Here is a 17,960-nt window from a genome sequence, read left to right as displayed (position 1 = left end):
CTGCCGGGGGGCGGCGGCGGGCGCCCCCTCCGGGGCCGTGTGCCTGGCGCGCCGCCGGCGCGCCGCCCCGCCCGCCCCCCCCCACTACAGCCGGTCAGGCTCAGCTATATGCGTACTGCGTCTGGGCCACATGCCGCAGCCGTTGCAGGACGAAATCAGCCAGCTCATGCGGGCTGTATTTGGCCACAAAGGCATTGGCACCCACCCGTTCCACCATGGCGTTGTTGAAAACGCCCGACAACGAGGTGTGCAGCAGCACATACAGGCCGGCCAACCCTGCATGGCGGCGGATTTCCGTCGTCAGGGTGTATCCGTCCATTGCCGGCATCTCGATATCGGAGATCACCATGGCGTAGCGCTCGGCCGGGTTCTCGCCCGAGGCATGGATCTGCAACAGGTGTTCCAGTGCTTGCTTGCCGTCGGAAAGCAGGGTGGCGCTGACCCCCAACTGGTCCAGCACGCTGCGGATCTGCTGACGGGCCACGCGTGAATCATCAACCACCAGCACCTGCATCGCCGGAGCGTCGTCGGGCAATGCCATGGACGGATCGAGCACTGCTTCGCTACGCACCTGGGCGATGTCTGCGAGCACGCTTTCCACGTCGATGACCTGGATCAGTTCGCCCTGGAAACGGGTAACTGCGGTCAAATACGTCGATTCGGCGCCCAATTCCGGTGGCGGGTGGATATCTTCCACCGCGATGTTGACGATGCGCTCAACCCCGCTGACCAGAAAGCCCTGCACCGAACGGTTGAACTCGGTGACAACCAGGTAGCCCGGCGATGTGTCCGCCTCGGGTTCACGCTCAGGGTGACCAATGGCCAGGCCAAGGTCCAATACCGGCACCGAGCGGCCACGGACATCAGCTACGCCGGCGAACTGGGTCGGCAGCCCGGGAACCTGAAACAGTGCCGGGCGGCGCAGCACTTCCTGCACCTTGAATACATTCACGCCAAAAAGCTGACGGCCGCCAAGGCGGAACAGCAGCAGGGCAAGGCGGTTGTGGCCGGCCAGCCGCGTGCGCTGGTCAATTCGGTTGAGCAGGTCTTGTGACATGAGGGCTGTATCGGCGGCAGGTGGCGACAACTTGAGCGCCCGCCCGTATCCGGACTGGCACGGCACTTGCACAGCAATCCATCGAACCAATCAAGAGCCGGGTGGCCGCTGCCAATGCGCTTACTCCTACCTATATGTCTGCTGTTGCCTTCACTGGCCTGGGCCGCCGCGTTCCAACCGGTGGAGACCATCCGTGCCGCGGCATTGGCCACCTTGGCGGCCGGGGAGAGCGGGGAGGCCATCCTGGATGCGAACCTGCGCCTGCCCGCATGCACGCAACCATTGCAGGCCAGCGTTACTGCCAACACGACTGTGGAGGTCGCCTGCCCGCAGGCTGGCGGCTGGCGGCTGTTTGTCCCGGTCAAGGTCCGGCGTGAGCAGCAGGTGCTGGTTCTGGCCCGCGGCGTGGCTGCTGGAGAAACCCTTGCAGCGGCCGATATAGGCAGCGTCAAGCGCGATACGGCACGCTTGGCTGGTGCCGTGCTGCTGAAACCGGAAGCGGCCGTGGGCCGGGTTGCGCGGCGCGCATTGAGCGCAGGCAGCCTGCTGTCGGCGACCGATCTGGTCGCCCCCCGTACCGTCCGCCGCGGCGACAGCGTTGCCCTCGTATCGCGCCGGGGCGGGGTGGAGGTGCGGATGGCGGGCAAGGCGCTGGGGGATGCGGGAGAGGGCGAGCGGGTCTCGGTCGAGAACCTGTCTTCACGCCGGGTGATGCAGGGCATTGCCACCCCTGCCGGCGACGTGCTGGTCAGCCGATAAATTGCTAAAGAATCCCCCGGCGTTGCCGTTATCGTTTTTGAACCGAATCAGGACTCCATCACATGAGCCAGAAAATCGACGGTGGTATTCCGGCCGCAGCGCAGTTGCGCAGCGTAGCCATCAACACCAAGGTGGCCGCCGCAGGCGATGCCAAGCCCAAGCCCGTTGAGGCTGCTGACAGCGTGCGCCTGACCGGCGAGGCTACCCAGCTGCAGGCCGTGCAGCGCGAGCTGAGCGCCGCCCCCGCCATCGACCAGGCCCGCGTGCAGGCCGTGCGCGAGGCGCTGGAGAACGGCAGCTACAAGATCAATCCCGACGCCATTGCCACGCGCATGCTGGGTCTGGACCAGCAGTTGCAGGGATGAACCTGTCCATGGGCGACCCGCTGCAGCGCCTGAGCGAAGCGCTTGACCGCGAACAGCGCGCCTTGGCCGAGCATGACGTGCCGGCCCTGGTTGCCGCCACGGGCAACAAACTGGAAGCCCTGCGCGAGCTGGAGCGGCAGCCCCCACTGCACGAAGCTGAAAAGCTCAAGGAGCTGGCAGAGCGCAACCACGCCAACGGCATGTTGCTGGCGCGCCGCCGCCGCGAGGTCAACTGGGCGCTGCGGCAGCTTGGCCGTAGCGAGAGCGCGCCTTCTTACGATGCCAAGGGCCAGGCCCAGACCGTACATGCGCGACGACCGTTGGCCGTAGCCTGATCGCTGGCAAACGCGGCGCCCGCGCCGCGATCGAATTCGCACATCCAGCTATAGTGGCGGCCTGTTCCTGAGCTTGTACCGGCCGCCGTGACCCAGATCGATAGCAGCACCCTCATGCCAATCCCCTCGGCGGCCACATTGCGAGCCCTCGGCGAGCGCGTCCAGCACGGGATGCTAGTGTTCAGCGGCAAATTTGAAGTCAGTATCGCCAACGGTCTGGTGCGCGAATTGTTTGGCGTGGATGGCCCTGGCAGTGTCGATCTTGGTCGCCAGCTTGAGGCCTTGTTGCCCCCGTTCGCGCTGTCGCAGGCCCGTGCTTCAGGTAGCTGGGTCGGCAGCCTCCCGGTTGGCGAGCGGGTCATCACCCTGCATCTGCACCATCACAGTGATGAGGCCGGCGAAGCGTTTCTGGCTCTGTTCCAGCATATCGATGGCCCGGAAGACTACGAGCGCGAGCTGCAGCAGCGCCATGCCGAGCTGCGCCAGGCCTATCTACGCTTGAACGGCACCCAGGAAAAGCTGCTGCAGTCGGAGAAGATGGCCTCCATTGGCCAACTTGCCGCCGGCGTCGCCCACGAAATCAACAATCCGATCGGCTACGTCCACTCCAACCTGGGCAGCCTGCAGGAGTATCTGCGCAGCCTGTTTACGGTGATCGAGGCGTATGAGCGTGCGTTGCGCGCGCCCGATCCGAAGGCCTTGATCCCGGAGATCGATGATATCCGCGACCGCCTGGATATCGATTTCATCAGTCGCGACCTGCCGCAGCTGATGGCCGAGTCGCGCGAAGGCATCGAGCGGGTGACCCGCATCGTGCGTGATCTCAAGGATTTCTCGTATTCCGGCCGCGACGAGTCGTGGAAGCTGGTTGACCTGCATGCCGGCCTCGAATCGACCATCAACATCATCTGGAACGAGCTCAAGTACAAGGTCACGCTGGAACGCCGCTACGGCGAACTGCCGATGATCGAATGCCTGCCATCGGAGCTCAACCAGGTCTATATGAACCTGCTGCTCAACGCCGGCCATGCGATCGCCGATCGCGGCAACATCGTGGTCAGCACCGGTGTCAACGGCGATGAAGTCTGGGTTGAGTTCAAGGACGACGGCGCGGGCATCTCGCCGGAACTGCGTCAGCGCATCTTCGACCCGTTCTTCACCACCAAGCCGGTCGGCAGCGGTACCGGGCTGGGCTTGTCAATCTCCTACGGCATCATCAACAAGCACCACGGCCGCATCGACCTGGACAGCACGGTGGGTGAGGGCTCGTGCTTCCGCATCGTGCTGCCGATCCGTCAGCCGAAGTAAGCGGCTGCCAGACTGCCGAATTGCGGGAGTGCAGGATCGTGGGAGCGGCGTAAGCCGCGAAGCTGGTGAAGTGTCAGTCCTCGCAGTACCTGCGAGTGTAGATCTCCCGCAGGTGGCCCGTCATCGACGCATCGTGCAATTGCATTGCATGGATAGCGGTTTAGCCATTGGTGGCTTCGCGGCTTGCGCCGCTCCCACAAAAGCTGAAACGGTCCGGCCGTTGCTTACGAAGCGCCAACACCCTGCTTCTCATCATGGGTGCGGAAGGCCTGGCGGATATGCTCGCGCAGCTCGTCGTCGTTCCATGGCTTGGTCAGGAAACGGTAGATCGCTCCGCGGTTGATCGCGTCGGTGACGGTGTTCAGATCGGTGTAGCCCGACAAGACGAGGCGGATCGTGTCCGGGTACAACATCTTCACCCGCCCAAGGAACTCGGTGCCGCTCATGTCGCTCATGCGCTGATCGGACAGGATCACCTGCACGTCATTGATCGCCAGCAGATCGAAGGCGTCACGTACATTGCCGGCGGCAAGGATCCGGTAGCCATCGCGGCGGAACAGGCGCACCAGCGAGCGCAGCACGTTTTCTTCGTCGTCCAGCAGCAACAGCGTGCGGTCAGGGCGGGTTTCGGCGAATGCTTCCGGCCGCAGGTAGCGGCGCCGCAGGGTCATGCCGGCGGCGTCGGCCGACATCGGCTCGCCAAACAGGTAGCCCTGGAACACATCGCAGTCATTGCGCCGCAGGAAGCCAAGCTGGGCCTGCGACTCCACGCCGTTGGCGATCACCGTCATGCCCAACTGGTGGCCCATGGCGATGATGGCGCGGCTGATTGCGGCCTCACGGTTCGCTGCAGGTGCGCTCTTGATGAAGCTGCGGTCGATCTTGAGCTTGTCCACCGGATAGCGGACCAGTGCGCTCAGGCTGGAGTCACCGGTGCCGAAGTTGTCCAGGCACAGGCTGATGCCTTCGTTGCGCAGGTTGGCCAGGGTCTCGTGGACGAAGTTGACGTTGTTGGTCAGTGCGCTCTCGTTGATTTCCAGGGTCAACATGCGTGCCGGCACGCCGATGGACTGCAGCATCGCCATCACCTCGGTGAAGAAGTTCGGGCGCAGCAGCTGCAGGGTCGATACATTGACCGCTACATTGAAGTCTTCGAAACCCTGATCGCGCCAGACCTTGGCCTGACGCAGGGTGGTTTCCAGTACCCATGCGCCGATCTGCACGATGATGCCCAGCCGCTCGGCGGTACGCATGAAGCGTTCGGGTACCAGCATGCCCAGGGTAGGGGACTGCCAGCGCAGCAGCGCCTCCATGCCCATGACATGACCATCGCGGGCGCTGACCAGCGGCTGGTAACGCAGGCGCAGTTCACCGTTGTCGATGGCGTCCACCAGTTGCCGCGAGATGATGCTCTCACTGTGCGCACTGCTGGGCTTGTGAAGCACGTGCACGTGAACCGCGTTGCCGCCTTCGCGACCGGCCTGGTGCAGGGCATCTTCGGCCAGATCCAGCACGCCGGTCGCGGTATTGGAATGCTCGGGGCAGAGGCCAACCCCGATCTTGGCGGTCAGGAACAGGGTGTAGGGCAGTACCGACAATGGCAGTTCGATCTGCTGGCGCACCAGCTCGGCGAAGGCCTCCGGTGCCGGTGTCTGACTGCTGCGAGGTACCGCGATCAGGAATTCGTCGCTGCCGTGTCGCCACAGCTTGCCGCGGTCACCCAGAAAGCCGCGTAAACGCTCGGCGATCAGGACCAAGGCCTGATCACCTACTTCGGCACTCATGTTCTCGTTGACCGAGGCAAAGTGGTCGATGTCCAGGTGCAGCAACATCAATGAGGTGCCGGTGCGGTTGGCGGCATCCACCATGATGGCCAGTTCCGGGTTGCCAGCGCCCAGCCGGGCAGGGCGCGCGTCATTGCGATCACCGAGCGAAGAGGGGCTTGCATTCCACATGGGGCGGGGTCCTTGGGGAGTCACAATGCGTCCATTGCGTAGGGTAAACGCAGATCAATACGGGTGCCGGCGCCCGGCGCGGTCTCGATGTGCAGGCTGCCGCCGGCACTCTGGGCGCGCTCGCGCATCACGATCATGCCAAGGCCGCGTGGTCCGGCGGGGTCAAAGCCTTCGCCATCGTCCACCACCTGCAGGTGCAGGTCGCCATTGTTGCTGTTGCGCAGCGATAGCGACACCTGGCTGGCGCTGGCGTGGCGCAACGCATTGGTCAGGCTTTCCTGGGCGATACGGAAACAGGCCTGCTCGACCTCGTTGCTGGGACGGCGCGGCAGCGCGTCCACATCCAGCAGCAGCTCAACGTCGGTGGAGCGGAACAGCAGGCCGGCCTGCCAGCGCAGCGCAGCCTCCAGACCCAGCGCATCGAGTTGCGGTGGTCGCAACAGCATCGACAGATTGCGTAGCTTGATCACCGTGCTGTCAGCCAGCTCGATGATCTGGTCGATATCATCCTGACGGCGTGGCTTGTTTTCTTCATCGCGGGCGGCGCAGGCGGCCAGCTTCATCGCGGTGATGGCCTGGCCTATGTCGTCATGCAGATCACGTGAGATCGAGCGGCGCTCATCCTCCTGCAATGAGAACAAGCGGCCTGCCATGGCCTGCAGCTCAGCGTTGCTGGTGGCCAGGGCAACTTTGCCATGCTCCAGCTCACTCAAGTCGCGGATGACAAAAAGCTGGCAGCCCCTGTCGCCATGCTGGAGCTGTTGGGTGATCACCATGGCGTGGAAAGGCTCGCCGCCCATCCGTGACAGCTGCACCGGGAGTTCGCGCTTGCTTGAACGCGGGCCGTGGCCGCCCAGGCCTGCCAACAACTGGATGGTGGCATCGCTGCGGCCGCCGCCAAAGCCCAGAATGCTGCTTGCGGCTGGATTGGCATAGAGAACGGTATCGCCATCAGCGATCACTACGCCGTCGGGCAGCAGCGCCGCCAACTGTCCGAACTCGGCAGGCAGCTGAGGCGGCAAGCGCGCAGCGGGCTTCCATGACCAGAGTTGGCGCCAGAGCAGGACGAGCGTTGCACAAACCGTCACAGCGATCGCCGTCACACTTTGGGTCCGCCAGCTGGATGAATTCGTATCCGTTGCCAGCAACACCGCCACGCCAGCCGTCAAAAAAACGGCCACACCAAGCAACCAAAGCATGCTTGCGCGCCGCCGCAGGAGTGCGAAGGGCACGGGTTGAGCGGAAGAGGCCGGATCGGCTTGCATGGTGAGCGGGGGGTCTGGACAAGCGTCGGCCCAGTTTAACGGCTTGTGCACAGAGCGCACGACGAAGTGCTCAATTCTGCCGAGTTGGTGCCGTTATCGAATGGGTACCCGGTTTGTCGGGCGTGGAGATAGATCGCGTGGATCGCGGCGTCATAGCTAGCCTGCTTCGTCATCCGTTGAACGCGGCCGTCGTGCTGTTGGACACGGACGGGCAACCATTGGCCGCCAATGGCATGGCCAGGGAGCTGGGCCTGCCCGAACGCCTGTCACGTTATTGCGCGCAACTTGCTGGTATCCGGCAGCGGCTTGACCGGCACGAGGCGGTGGCCTGCCCGCTGCCCGGCGCTGGCGAGCGGCTGGACGGCTGGCTCAGTGTGGTCCAGTCACCCTCGGCGGCGCCATTGGGGTATTTGTACTCCCTGGCCAGCGATACCGAGGCGCGCAATGCCTGTTGGGCGATGGCGATGGAATCGGCAGGCCACAGTCTGTGGGACTGGGATATCGTCAGCGATGCGGTTACCCGCGCCAGCCCGGCGCATGGCCCCAACGCGGTGCAGCCTGGCATAGGACTGCTCGATGAAGTACATCCGGACGATCAGTTGCAGCTGCGTCAGGCCATTGCCGCGCACCTGCATGACCCGCAGGTGCCCTTTGCCTGCCAGTTTCGCTTGCGCCAGGCTGACGGCAGCTGGCATTGGGTGTTGGATCGCGGCCAGGTAGTCACCCGCGCCGGTGACGGTCAGCCGTTGCGGATGGTTGGTACGTATACCGATATCCAGCAGCAGAAATCACTGGAGGATGAGCTGCGTTCGCAGCAGGCCTTGTTGCGGCGCGCACAGCGCGTGGCCGGCATGGGCAGCTGGGTCTGGGAGCCGCAGCGCAAGCGCGTGCAATGGTCCGAGGAGTTCGCAGCCGCCATTGGCTGGAGCGATGCCGCATTACCGACCGGGCGACAGTGGTTGCGCAATCTGGCTAGCGACGCCCGTACGCATCTGTTCTGCAGTTGGCGGCGTCTGCTGGACGAGGCCAAGGGCGGCAGTTTCGACATCACCTGGGGCCGCGATCCGGTGACCCAGCAGCAGCTGCGCATCTGGGTGGAGCTTGACTACGATACCGCCGGCGGTCTGCATAGGGTGCTGGGTCAGGTGCAGAACATCAGCAATCAGCGCCGTACCGATGCCTTGATCCGTTGGCGCACCGAATTACTGAACCGGGTGTCCGCATTGGGCCGTATTGGCGGTTGCGAGATCGAGGTCAGTACCCGAGCGATGCAGTGGACCGAGGAGTGCTACCGCATCCACGGCCTGCGCAAGGCGCCGGTGACCCTGGACCAGGCGCTGGACCTGTACATCCCGGACTCGCGCGACAACTTTGAGTCGGCGTTGCTGCGCATCGCCGAAGGCGGGCTGCCAGAACAGCTTGATCTGTGCTTCTATCGCCCGTCCGGGCAGCGGGTGTGGGTGCAGGTGCTGATCGAGCTGGATCAGCGTGATGGCCTGCCCGAGCGCTTCGTGGTGCTGTTCCGCGATATCACCCGCGAACGCGAGGCCGATGAGCGGCTGGAGCTTCTGGCCCACTATGACCTGCTGACCGGCTTGCCCAATCGCATGCTGCTGCGTGAGCAAGGTTCGGAAGCGATCATCGAGGCACGCGAACGCGGTGCCATCCTGGCGATGTTGTTCATCGACCTGGATGGCTTCAAAAGCATCAACGACACCTTTGGTCACGCCACCGGCGACATGTTGCTGAAGGCAGCGGCTGCGCGCCTGCACCAGAACCTGCGCAATGCCGATCTGTTTGCCCGCTTCAACGGTGATGAGTTCATCGTGATCCTGCGCAACCTGGTGGAACAGGAAGACGCCGGGCATGTGGCGCGCAAGTTGATTGCCTCGTTGGCCGAGCCGCTCTACCGCGAGGATGTCACCTTGAAGGTTGGCGCCAGCGTGGGTATCGCGCTGCTGGACGAGGGGCGTAACGACTTCGACAGCCTGCTGCGTGCCGCCGATGCGGCGATGCACGCGGCCAAGGAAGCCGGTCGCAATACCTACCAGTATTACAGCCAGGATGCGCTGGCACGCACCCAGCGCCGGGTCGAGATCGAGCATGCGCTGCATGGCGCGGTCGAGCGCGACGAATTCAGTCTGGTCTACCAGCCGCTGGTGCATGCCAACGGCGATGCGATACCCTCCATCGAGGCGCTGCTGCGCTGGAACAGCGGCAGGATTGGTTCATGCAGCCCTGCCGAGTTCATTCCGATCGCCGAGAAATGCGGCGAGATCATCCATATCGGCGACTGGGTGCTGCAGGAAGTCTGCCGGCAGGCCGTGGTCTGGCAGCAGGCTGGGTTGAAGTTCGAGCGCATCGCGGTCAACGTGTCGGCCTTGCAGCTGCGTGATCGCGGCTTTGCCGAACGCGTTGTCAGCATCTGCCAGCAGTACGGCTGGCCGCCACAGCGGCTGGAGCTGGAACTGACCGAGTCGGCACTGATCCGCGACACCGATGCACTGCGCCAGTGCTTTGATGTGTTTGAACAGCACGGCATTCCACTTGCGGTGGATGACTTTGGTACCGGCTTCTCCAACCTGCATTATCTGAACCGTTTCCCGGTGCAGCGGCTGAAGATCGACCGCAGCTTCGTGCAGGGCATGTTGCACGATGTCGGCACCGCCGAGGTTACCCAGGCCATCGTGCATCTTGGCCACGCACTGGGCATGCTGGTGGTGGCCGAAGGCGTGGAAACGCCTGCCGAAGCAACGATGCTGATCCAGCAGGGCTGCGACGAGCTGCAGGGCTATCTGTTCTCGCGGCCACTGCGACCGCGCGAGATGGTGCAGTGGCTGCGCAGTGGCCCGGGCGAGGTGCTAGAACTGCCGAGCGTGGGCTCGATCACGACGATCAGCGCGACCCACTGATCGTCGGCAACGGAAGCAACCAAGCCTGGCTGCGTGATCCGCAGCCGGGCTTTTTCTTTGTCTGTAGGAACGGCGTGAGCCGCGAAGCTGGGGTTACATACAGGCGTTCATCTGATGCTGTCTTTGCTTCGCGGCTTACGCCGCTCCTACAAAAGAAGCGGAGTGCGCGCAGGCCAAGGCCACCATGCTGTTTGTCTGTGGGAGCGGCGTCAGCCGCGAAGCTGGTGTTGCTTGCAGGCCGCGAGCGGGTGCTGTTCTTGCTTCGCGGCTCACGCCGCTTCCACAAAGAGGACCGCGGTGCGCGCAGATGTGTAGCCCGGCCAAGTGCAGCTTGAGGGTAGCTATCAGGGAACAGACAGGTCCCAGTCGATGCAGCTTGTCAGCCAATCGGTGTCTTCTTCTGCGTGGCCGGGAGGGTTGGCCTGGGCACGCAGTGCACGCAGCTCCAGCAGCTCCTGCTGTGCACGCTGCTCAAGCAGCGCGAGCTGTTCGCGTCGGCTCAACGAGATGCCGTTGGCGGCTGTAGAAAGGGGCATGGCGTCATCAGCCTGCGGTGCTGGCTCGGCGTTGCAGTTGGCGGTGGAGCGGGGTGTCAGCATATATCAGCGCGGTTGCAGCCACAGCAAAGCCCCGGCCAAGGGCCGGGGCTCGGATGCAGAAGGGGGCGGGGTGAAATCAGAACAACTCCACCGTGCCTGCGCCCATGCTCTGCTGGGACACCGGCTTGTGCGGCGGACGCTCCCATTCCACGCGCATTTCGCGCAGGCGGCTGCCGGTGCGCTGCAACGCGCTGACCATTTCGCCATCGAACACGCCGCCGTTGCGGTGCAGCAGTTCCTGCAGCGCGACGGCTTCGCGGTTGATCGCACCAAGACGGTCAAGATGGGTATGCACGCCGCCCAGGGCCTGGGTGGCGATGTCTTCGAATTGCAGGGCACGCACGGCTTCGGCGACGCTGCCGTCGATGGCGCGGCCACATTCGGAGATTTCACGCATGCCGTCACCCAGCGAAGCATTGATGGCAGCCACGCTGTCCAGCATCGAAGCGGCCTCATGGCGCGCTTCGCGCGACCGGTCCATATCGCGCGAGGCCATGTGGGTGACGGTTTCACGCACCTTGGCGATGGCGTCCTTGGAGCTGTGGGCCAGCTTGCGGATCTGCTCGTTGAAGGTGGTGGAGCGCTCGGACAGATTGCGCACCTCGTCAGCCACGACTGCGAAGCCACGACCGGCTTCGCCGGCACGCGCTGCTTCAATGGCGGCGTTCAAGGCCAGCAGATTGGTCTGGTCGGCAATCGACTTGACGTCTTCGAGCAGGGCGAAAATGCCATCCAGGTGCTGCGCCATCTGGTCGATGTGCTGCACGGTGTTGCTGCTCTGGCCGCTGACCTGCTCCAGTGCTTCCACCAGCTGTTCCATCTGATGGCTGGCGTTCTGGGCGAAGCGGGCCACGTCGACACCGCCATTGCCACCGCCACCTTCGTCGCCGGCGCGGTCAACGATGCGGGCCAGTGCCTGGCTCTGCTGGCGCGACTTGCGGCTCATCGCATCAAAGCTGCCACCGAGGCCGCCGACCGCTTGCCGGATCAGCTCACGGGCGCGCTCGATCTCGCTGCGCGAGCCGTCGATTTCGTTGCTGACAAAGCTGCGCAGCTCGTTGAGCAGCTGGTCCTGCTCTTTGAGTACCTTGGCGTGCTCGGGCGAGCGCTGGCTTTGCGAATGCACGCTCCACCAGGCAAACACCAGCCAGCTCAGCACCATGGTGGTCAGGATCGCCCACAGGGCCGCGGAGGGCCAGGACAGGGCGGCAGCGACCACAACCAGAAGGGTGAGGACAAGCGGGGCTGCCAAACGGATTGCAATACGTGAATACATGGACGTTCTCGGGAGAGTCACGAATGCAGTATCGGCAGTGGGCAGGGTGTCTTTAGCCCACTGCAGTGAATCCCGGGAGGTTTTGCGATGCAGGCCCGCAACCACTGCGATTGGGGGCCTTGGAAATCAGCGCAGACGACGTTCGATGGCTTCGAGCATGGCCTTGCGCGAGAACAGGAAATCCCAGTAAGCGCCGCCCAGCTGGCGCCACAGTACCGCTGACCGTACCGCAGCCAGCAGCAGCGCACGGATCTCCGATACCACCATCGCCTGGCCCAGGTAGTGCGGGTTGCCCTGCACCATGATCTTCGGCTTGAGCTGGCTGATGGTGTCCGCATACAGCGCGCCCATCGCGCTCAATACGTCCGGATGGCAGCTGTCGCCGCGCTCCCGGGCGATGCCGGCGGCGCGTTCGATGCCGGCTTCCACCTTGTCGACCGTGGCGCCTTCACGCACGAAGCGACGCTCCAGCTGCATCACCGACAGGGCGAGCCGCGGCAGCAGGTCGTCCTTGCCCTGGTTGCGGAAGTAATCGCGCAACAGGCGCAGGCCGGGCTCGACCTGGGTGGCACTGCCATACACGGCAGCGGGCGAGCTGGCGTCAATACGCAGCACGCTGTCCATTGCGGTGCGCACCACGGCGCTTTCCGAATGGCCGGTTTCTGCGATGCGGCGCACCTGCTGCAAGGCCTGGGCAATGCCAGCCAAGGCGAGTACGCGGTCATCGATGGAAAAGGTCATGGTCATCTCTCAAGGGGAAACAGGGGCAGCCAAACGGCGCTCCAGGGGTGCATCGGTGGCGGCAATCACTGCGCCGCCCAGGCATTCCATGCCGTCGTACAGCACCAGCGATTGGCCGGGAGTGACGGCGCGTTGCGGCCGTGCGAAATGCACATCCAGCGTACCGTCATCACGCACCTTCACGGTGCAGGCTTCGTCCGGTTGCCGGTAGCGGGTCTGCGCGGTGCATTCGAATTCACGGGCGGGTGGGGTGCCGGCAATCCAATGCATGGTTTCGCTGCGCAGCCAGTTGGACTGCAGCCAAGGGCTGTCATGGCCCTGGTCGACGTACAGGATGTTGCGGGCCACGTCCTTGCCGACCACGAACCAGGGGGCTGCTGGGCGCCCACGCACGCCGCCGATGTTCAGGCCTTCGCGCTGGCCCAAGGTGAAATAGAACACGCCGGGGTGACGGGCGATTACCTGGCCATCGGGGTCCTGGATCTCACCTTCGCGGGCCGGCAGGTACTGGCCCAGGAACTCGCGGAAATCGCGTTCACCGATGAAGCAGATACCGGTCGAGTCTTTCTTGGCATGGGTGGGCAGGCCAGCATCGCGGGCGATGCGGCGCAGCTCGCTCTTTTCCATGTGCCCGATCGGGAACAGGGTGGCCGCCAGCTGGGTCTGGCCCAGCTGGTGCAGGAAGTAGCTCTGGTCCTTGCCGCGGTCGGCACCGCGCAGCAGGCGCCAGCGGCCGCCGGCGTGGTCGACCTGGGCATAGTGGCCGGTGGCGATGCGCTCGGCACCCAGCTCGCGTGCGGCGTCCAGGAAGTGCTTGAACTTGACCTCGCGGTTGCACAGCACGTCCGGGTTGGGTGTGCGGCCGGCCGCATATTCGGCCAGGAAGTGCTCGAACACGCCCTGCCAGTACTCGCTTGAGAAATCGCGGAAGTGGAAGGGAATGTCGAGCCGACCGCAGACCGCCACCGCGTCGCGACGATCATCTTCGGCACGGCAGTGTCCACTGCCATCGTCGGCCCAGTTCTGCATGAACAGACCGGCGACATCCAGGCCTTGCTGGACCAGGGTGAGTGCGGCCACCGACGAATCCACGCCGCCGGAAACGCCCACCACGATGTTGGGATTGCTCACGGTGCCACCTGTCGCACGATCGAAAGCGGGTAACGCTGCCCCGCCAGCCAGTCGGAGATCGTATGCCAGACCAGCGGGCTGCGCAGTCGCGCCATATCGGCCTGCAGGGCAACCGGGCTCATCCACAAGGCCTGCACGATGCCGGTGTCCAGCGGCTGCTGCGGGTGATGCTGCAGCGGCTCGGCGGCGAAGGCGAAACGCAGGAACGGGGTGCCGTCGGCAGCCGTCCATTGATAACTGCCGATGAAACCGGTCAGGTGCACGTCCCAGCCGGTTTCCTCGCGGGTTTCACGCACGGCCGCCTCGAGCAGGCTTTCGCCTGGCTCGAGATGCCCGGCTGGCTGGTTCAATACCCGCCGGCCGTTCTTTTCTTCCTCTACCAGCAGCAGTTGCCCTGCACGGGAGACCACGGTGGCCACGGTCACATGTGGCGCCCATCGCTGGGACTGCAATGCATTCACGCTCAGTACTCGTCCTTGGACGTCATTTCCAGTTCGATCGCATCGGCGCTCTTGGCGGCCGCGTCGATGGCATCGGAGATCACCTCCGAGCTGGCATCGGCGTCAACCTTGACCACGAACATGGCCACGTCACCCTGCTTGACCCAGCCGCCCAGCTTGGAGTCGTTGGAGTCTTCCAGCAGACGGTTGGCGACCAGGGCCGGGAACTGCGGACCCTCGGACTTGTAGCCCGGCGACCAGATTTCACGGACGTGATGGCTGCCATAGGTTTCGACATTGGAGCGCACGAACACCAGCTGGGTACGGTCATCGTCCATTTCAAAGACCAGCTGGTAGTCGCCATCGCTGTCCACTTCGTACTTGTACTTGAGCGTATCAAGCAGGCGGCCGACCGCACGGTCCGGTTCACCGGCGAACGCGGTTCCGGCGGCAGCGGCAGCCAAGGTCAGCAAGGCGATGCTGAGTACAGATTTCTTCATGTTTTCCCCAAGGAATGGATGGTTAGCCTGCAAATTGTGCGGGGGCAAGGGGGTAGACGTCCAATGGTCAAAAGACAGCCACCTGGAACCGCTATAATCGGCGGATGTCCCAGAAGACCCAACACGACAGCGAACACGGCCTGCTGGTAGCCCCCGGCAAGCCCGAGGTTGCGCCCCCTCCGCAGTACCAGGTGATGCTGCTGAACGACGATTACACCCCGATGGACTTCGTGGTGACCGTCCTGCAGAGCTTCTTTTCCATGGACATGGACAAGGCCACCCAGGTGATGCTGCACGTCCATACCCGCGGCCGCGGCATCTGCGGTGTGTATACCCGCGAAGTCGCAGAGACCAAGGTTGCCCAGGTCAACGAGTTTTCGCGCATGAATCAGCACCCGCTGATGTGCACGATGGAGCGGGCCTGACCGGGCCTTGGGCGTTGACCCTGCGCCCTGCCTTTTTCCAATGCGGCATGGTTATCAGCATCGGTGCCGTCGCGGCCGCTGGCCTGCTGTAGAACTGCAGATGCGCCCGGGTGCGGGAGCTTGAGCTGGCGGAACGATGCGTTTCGCACGAGGCATGCAATCCCGATCCAAGCCCCTGTTCCCGCGTCGAAAATGAATGCAGGATTCACGGATGCGGGCGATTTGCCATGCCTGCTGGCCCGGCGTCTACATCTTCGTCATTACGGTGCTGGAAAAATCGTCGTCAGGCCGCATATTGTCTCCAACCGCAACCGGAGTGCCTTATGTTCAGTAAAGACCTCGAGCAGGATATTGGTCAGTGCTACAAGCGCGCCCGAGAAGCCCGTCATGAGTACATGACGGTTGAACATCTACTGTTGGCGTTGTTGGAGAACGCTTCGGCGCAGGCCGTACTCAAGGCCTGTGGTGCAGACCTGGAGCGCCTGGGCCGCGAGCTGGAGAAGGCGATCAATGCCTCGGTCTCGTTGTTGGCCGAGGACGACGGCCGCGACACCCAGCCCACCCTGGGCTTCCAGCGGGTACTGCAGCGTGCCGTGTACCACGTACAGTCCTCCGGCAAGAAGGAGGTCACCGGTGCCAATGTGCTGGTCGCTATCTTCGGCGAAAAAGAGTCGCATGCGGTCTATTACCTCAACCAGCAGGACGTGACCCGGTTGGATGTGGTCAATTACCTGTCCCACGGCGTGGGCAAGAGTGGCGATGACCCGGAGATGTCTTCCCCGCTTGAGGGCGAGGGCAGGGCCGAAGGCGGCGATGGTGAAGGCAAGGGCGATTCCCTGGCCGAGTTCGCCAGCAATCTCAACGAGCAGGCCAAGGCCGGGCGGATCGATCCGCTGGTTGGGCGTCGCGATGAGATCGAGCGCACCATCCAGGTACTGTGCCGCCGCCGTAAGAACAACCCGCTGTACGTGGGTGAGGCCGGTGTCGGCAAGACCGCCATCGCCGAAGGCCTGGCCAAACGCATCGTCGATGGCGAAGTGCCGGATGTGCTCGCCGATGCCGTGATTTACTCGTTGGATCTGGGCGCACTGGTGGCTGGCACCAAATACCGTGGCGACTTCGAGAAGCGCCTGAAGGGCGTGATCACCGCGCTGAAGAAGATTCCCAACTCGGTGCTGTTCATCGACGAGATCCACACCATCATCGGTGCCGGCTCGGCGTCGGGCGGCACCATGGATGCCTCCAACCTGATCAAGCCGGCCCTTGCTTCAGGTGAACTGCGCTGCATCGGGTCGACCACGTTCCAGGAATACCGTGGCATCTTCGAGAAGGATCGCGCCCTGGCGCGGCGCTTCCAGAAGATCGACATCGTCGAGCCGACCATCGGCGAGACCTTCGAGATCCTCAAGGGCCTGCGGCCGAAATACGAGGCACACCACAGCGTGACCTATGCCGACGATGCCTTGCAGGCGGCGGTGGACCTGTCGGTCAAGCACATTGCGGATCGCCTGTTGCCGGACAAGGCCATCGACGTGATCGACGAGGCCGGTGCACGCCAGCGCCTGTTGCCGGAGGGGCAGCGCAAGGAGCGTATCGATATCGAGGAAATCGAAGCCATCGTCGCCAAGATGGCGCGGATCCCGGCCAAGCAGGTCACCGCCACTGACAAGGACGTGCTGCAGCATCTGGAGCGCAATCTGAAGATGGTGATCTTCGGCCAGGACCAGGGTATCGAGTCGCTGGCTTCGGCGATCAAGCTGTCGCGTTCCGGGCTGGCAAGCCCCGACAAGCCGATCGGCAACTTCCTGTTCGCCGGCCCCACTGGCGTCGGCAAGACCGAGGTAACCCGTCAGCTGGCATTGCAGCTGGGTATCGAACTTGTGCGCTTTGATATGTCCGAGTACATGGAGCCGCATTCGGTCAGCCGCCTGATCGGTGCGCCTCCGGGCTATGTCGGCTTTGACCAGGGCGGCCTGCTGACCGAAAAAATCGTCAAGACGCCGCACTGCGTGCTGCTGCTGGACGAGGTGGAGAAGGCGCATCCGGACATCTTCAACATCCTGTTGCAGGTCATGGACCGCGGCGTGCTCACCGACACCAACGGCCGTGAAGCCAACTTCAAGAACGTGATCCTGGTGATGACCACCAATGCCGGTGCCACCCAGGCAGCCCGCCGCTCGATCGGTTTCACCAAGCAGAACCATGCCACCGATGCGATGGAGGTGATCCGCAAGAGCTTCACCCCGGAGTTCCGCAACCGTCTGGATGCGGTGGTGCAGTTCCAGCCGCTGGGCTTCGAGCATATCCTGCGGGTGGTGGACAAGTTCCTGATCGAGCTGGAAATGCTGCTTCAGGACAAGCACGTTTCCTTGTCGGCCACCCCGGCCGCCCGCGAGTGGCTGGCCCACCACGGCTTCGACGCCGACATGGGCGCGCGCCCGATGTACCGGGTGATCCAGGACAAGGTGAAGCGCCCGCTGGCCGACGAGCTGCTGTTCGGCAAACTGTTGCATGGTGGCAAGGTCAGCATCGATGTCCGCGACGGCGAGCTGTTCGTGGAAACCGAGTCCGAGCCGGAGCATCTGTTGCCGGCGACGGTGTAATCCTGCCCTTGTGGGAGCGGCGTAAGCCGCGACGCCAGGATTGTTTCGGCACAAGCAAAACCCCGCATCCAGCGATGCGGGTTTTTTTGTCTTTGCGCTGCGCGCTGCACCTGTAGTGCTGAGCCATGCTCGGCATGGGGCATTACCGGGAGCGCTCCTGCCGAGCATGGCTCGGCACTACGGGGGGGAGCGGCATTGCTGGTAACGCCTCTGCCGAGCATGGCTCGGCACTACAGGGGGTTTTGGCCACGCGAAAAAGCCAGCGCGAAGGCTGGCTTTCTGCTAACGC

15 protein-coding genes and 1 pseudogene are annotated in these 17,960 nt (G+C 63.7%); 7 read left to right on the top strand and 9 right to left on the bottom strand.

Going from position 1 to position 17,960, the window contains the following annotated elements:
* Positions 1-100: 100 nt before the first annotated feature.
* A complete protein-coding gene (locus ACVOLS_RS16545) occupies positions 101-1,057 on the bottom strand; it encodes a chemotaxis protein (RefSeq protein ID WP_481546525.1) in 957 nt (318 codons plus the stop codon).
* A 114-nt stretch (positions 1,058-1,171) separates the two neighbouring features.
* On the opposite strand from ACVOLS_RS16545, the gene flgA reads away from it, so the two are divergent.
* From flgA to ACVOLS_RS16525, 4 genes are all read left to right on the top strand, one after another.
* Entirely contained in the window at positions 1,172-1,816 is a 645-nt protein-coding gene (flgA, locus tag ACVOLS_RS16540; RefSeq protein WP_481546524.1) for a flagellar basal body P-ring formation chaperone FlgA, read from the top strand.
* Between the two features lie 62 nt (positions 1,817-1,878).
* Positions 1,879-2,181, top strand: coding sequence for a flagellar biosynthesis anti-sigma factor FlgM (flgM, locus tag ACVOLS_RS16535; protein WP_481510927.1), 303 nt, complete (start codon positions 1,879-1,881; stop codon positions 2,179-2,181).
* Positions 2,182-2,183: 2 nt separating this feature from the next.
* Positions 2,184-2,516 (top strand): flagellar protein FlgN, encoded by a 333-nt coding sequence (locus ACVOLS_RS16530; RefSeq protein ID WP_481534018.1) that lies wholly within the window; start codon positions 2,184-2,186, stop codon positions 2,514-2,516.
* Positions 2,517-2,687: 171 nt separating this feature from the next.
* On the top strand, positions 2,688-3,824 hold the full coding sequence (locus ACVOLS_RS16525; RefSeq protein WP_481546523.1) for an ATP-binding protein: 1,137 nt from the start codon (positions 2,688-2,690) through the stop codon (positions 3,822-3,824).
* Positions 3,825-4,048: 224 nt separating this feature from the next.
* Here ACVOLS_RS16525 and ACVOLS_RS16520 read toward each other — a convergent pair whose 3' ends face one another.
* Together ACVOLS_RS16520 and ACVOLS_RS16515 are read right to left on the bottom strand one after the other, a co-directional pair.
* The gene (locus tag ACVOLS_RS16520) at positions 4,049-5,779 is read right to left on the bottom strand and encodes an EAL domain-containing protein (RefSeq protein ID WP_481546522.1); all 1,731 of its coding nucleotides are present in this window, start codon (positions 5,777-5,779) and stop codon (positions 4,049-4,051) included.
* Positions 5,780-5,799: 20 nt separating this feature from the next.
* Positions 5,800-6,804, bottom strand: a pseudogene (locus ACVOLS_RS16515) (sensor histidine kinase); the annotation flags it as partial.
* Between the two features lie 377 nt (positions 6,805-7,181).
* Between ACVOLS_RS16515 and ACVOLS_RS16510 the strand changes: the two are divergent.
* Positions 7,182-9,956: a bifunctional diguanylate cyclase/phosphodiesterase gene (locus ACVOLS_RS16510; protein WP_481546528.1), complete on the top strand. Its 2,775-nt coding sequence runs from the start codon at positions 7,182-7,184 to the stop codon at positions 9,954-9,956.
* Between the two features lie 344 nt (positions 9,957-10,300).
* On the opposite strand, the gene ACVOLS_RS16505 is transcribed toward ACVOLS_RS16510, so the two are convergent.
* From ACVOLS_RS16505 to ACVOLS_RS16480, 6 genes are all read right to left on the bottom strand, one after another.
* Positions 10,301-10,555 (bottom strand): hypothetical protein, encoded by a 255-nt coding sequence (locus tag ACVOLS_RS16505; protein WP_481546521.1) that lies wholly within the window; start codon positions 10,553-10,555, stop codon positions 10,301-10,303.
* A 76-nt stretch (positions 10,556-10,631) separates the two neighbouring features.
* On the bottom strand, positions 10,632-11,831 hold the full coding sequence (locus ACVOLS_RS16500) for a methyl-accepting chemotaxis protein (protein ID WP_481546520.1): 1,200 nt from the start codon (positions 11,829-11,831) through the stop codon (positions 10,632-10,634).
* Positions 11,832-11,957: 126 nt separating this feature from the next.
* Positions 11,958-12,572 carry a high frequency lysogenization protein HflD gene (hflD, locus tag ACVOLS_RS16495; RefSeq protein ID WP_481546519.1) on the bottom strand — a complete coding sequence of 205 codons (615 nt, stop codon included), beginning with the start codon at positions 12,570-12,572 and terminating at the stop codon, positions 11,958-11,960.
* A gap of 9 nt (positions 12,573-12,581) precedes the next feature.
* On the bottom strand, positions 12,582-13,703 hold the full coding sequence (gene mnmA / locus ACVOLS_RS16490) for a tRNA 2-thiouridine(34) synthase MnmA (RefSeq protein WP_481546518.1): 1,122 nt from the start codon (positions 13,701-13,703) through the stop codon (positions 12,582-12,584).
* Positions 13,700-14,164 (bottom strand): NUDIX hydrolase, encoded by a 465-nt coding sequence (locus ACVOLS_RS16485; protein ID WP_481546517.1) that lies wholly within the window; start codon positions 14,162-14,164, stop codon positions 13,700-13,702. The genes mnmA and ACVOLS_RS16485 overlap by 4 nt, the downstream gene beginning before the upstream one ends.
* A gap of 2 nt (positions 14,165-14,166) precedes the next feature.
* Positions 14,167-14,643, bottom strand: coding sequence for a hypothetical protein (locus ACVOLS_RS16480; protein ID WP_481546516.1), 477 nt, complete (start codon positions 14,641-14,643; stop codon positions 14,167-14,169).
* 104 nt (positions 14,644-14,747) lie between these two features.
* Here ACVOLS_RS16480 and clpS point away from each other — a divergent pair, with 104 nt between their 5' ends.
* Both clpS and clpA read left to right on the top strand, forming a co-directional pair.
* Entirely contained in the window at positions 14,748-15,068 is a 321-nt protein-coding gene (gene clpS, locus ACVOLS_RS16475) for an ATP-dependent Clp protease adapter ClpS (RefSeq protein ID WP_282272346.1), read from the top strand.
* Between the two features lie 323 nt (positions 15,069-15,391).
* Positions 15,392-17,671, top strand: a complete 2,280-nt coding sequence (gene clpA / locus ACVOLS_RS16470) for an ATP-dependent Clp protease ATP-binding subunit ClpA (RefSeq protein ID WP_481546515.1) — start codon at positions 15,392-15,394, stop codon at positions 17,669-17,671.
* Positions 17,672-17,960 lie beyond the last annotated feature (289 nt).

Source organism: Stenotrophomonas sp. STEN038, assembly GCF_056759895.1.
Note: the sequence above shows the minus strand (reverse complement) of the source record. Positions and strands in the feature narration are given on the sequence as shown.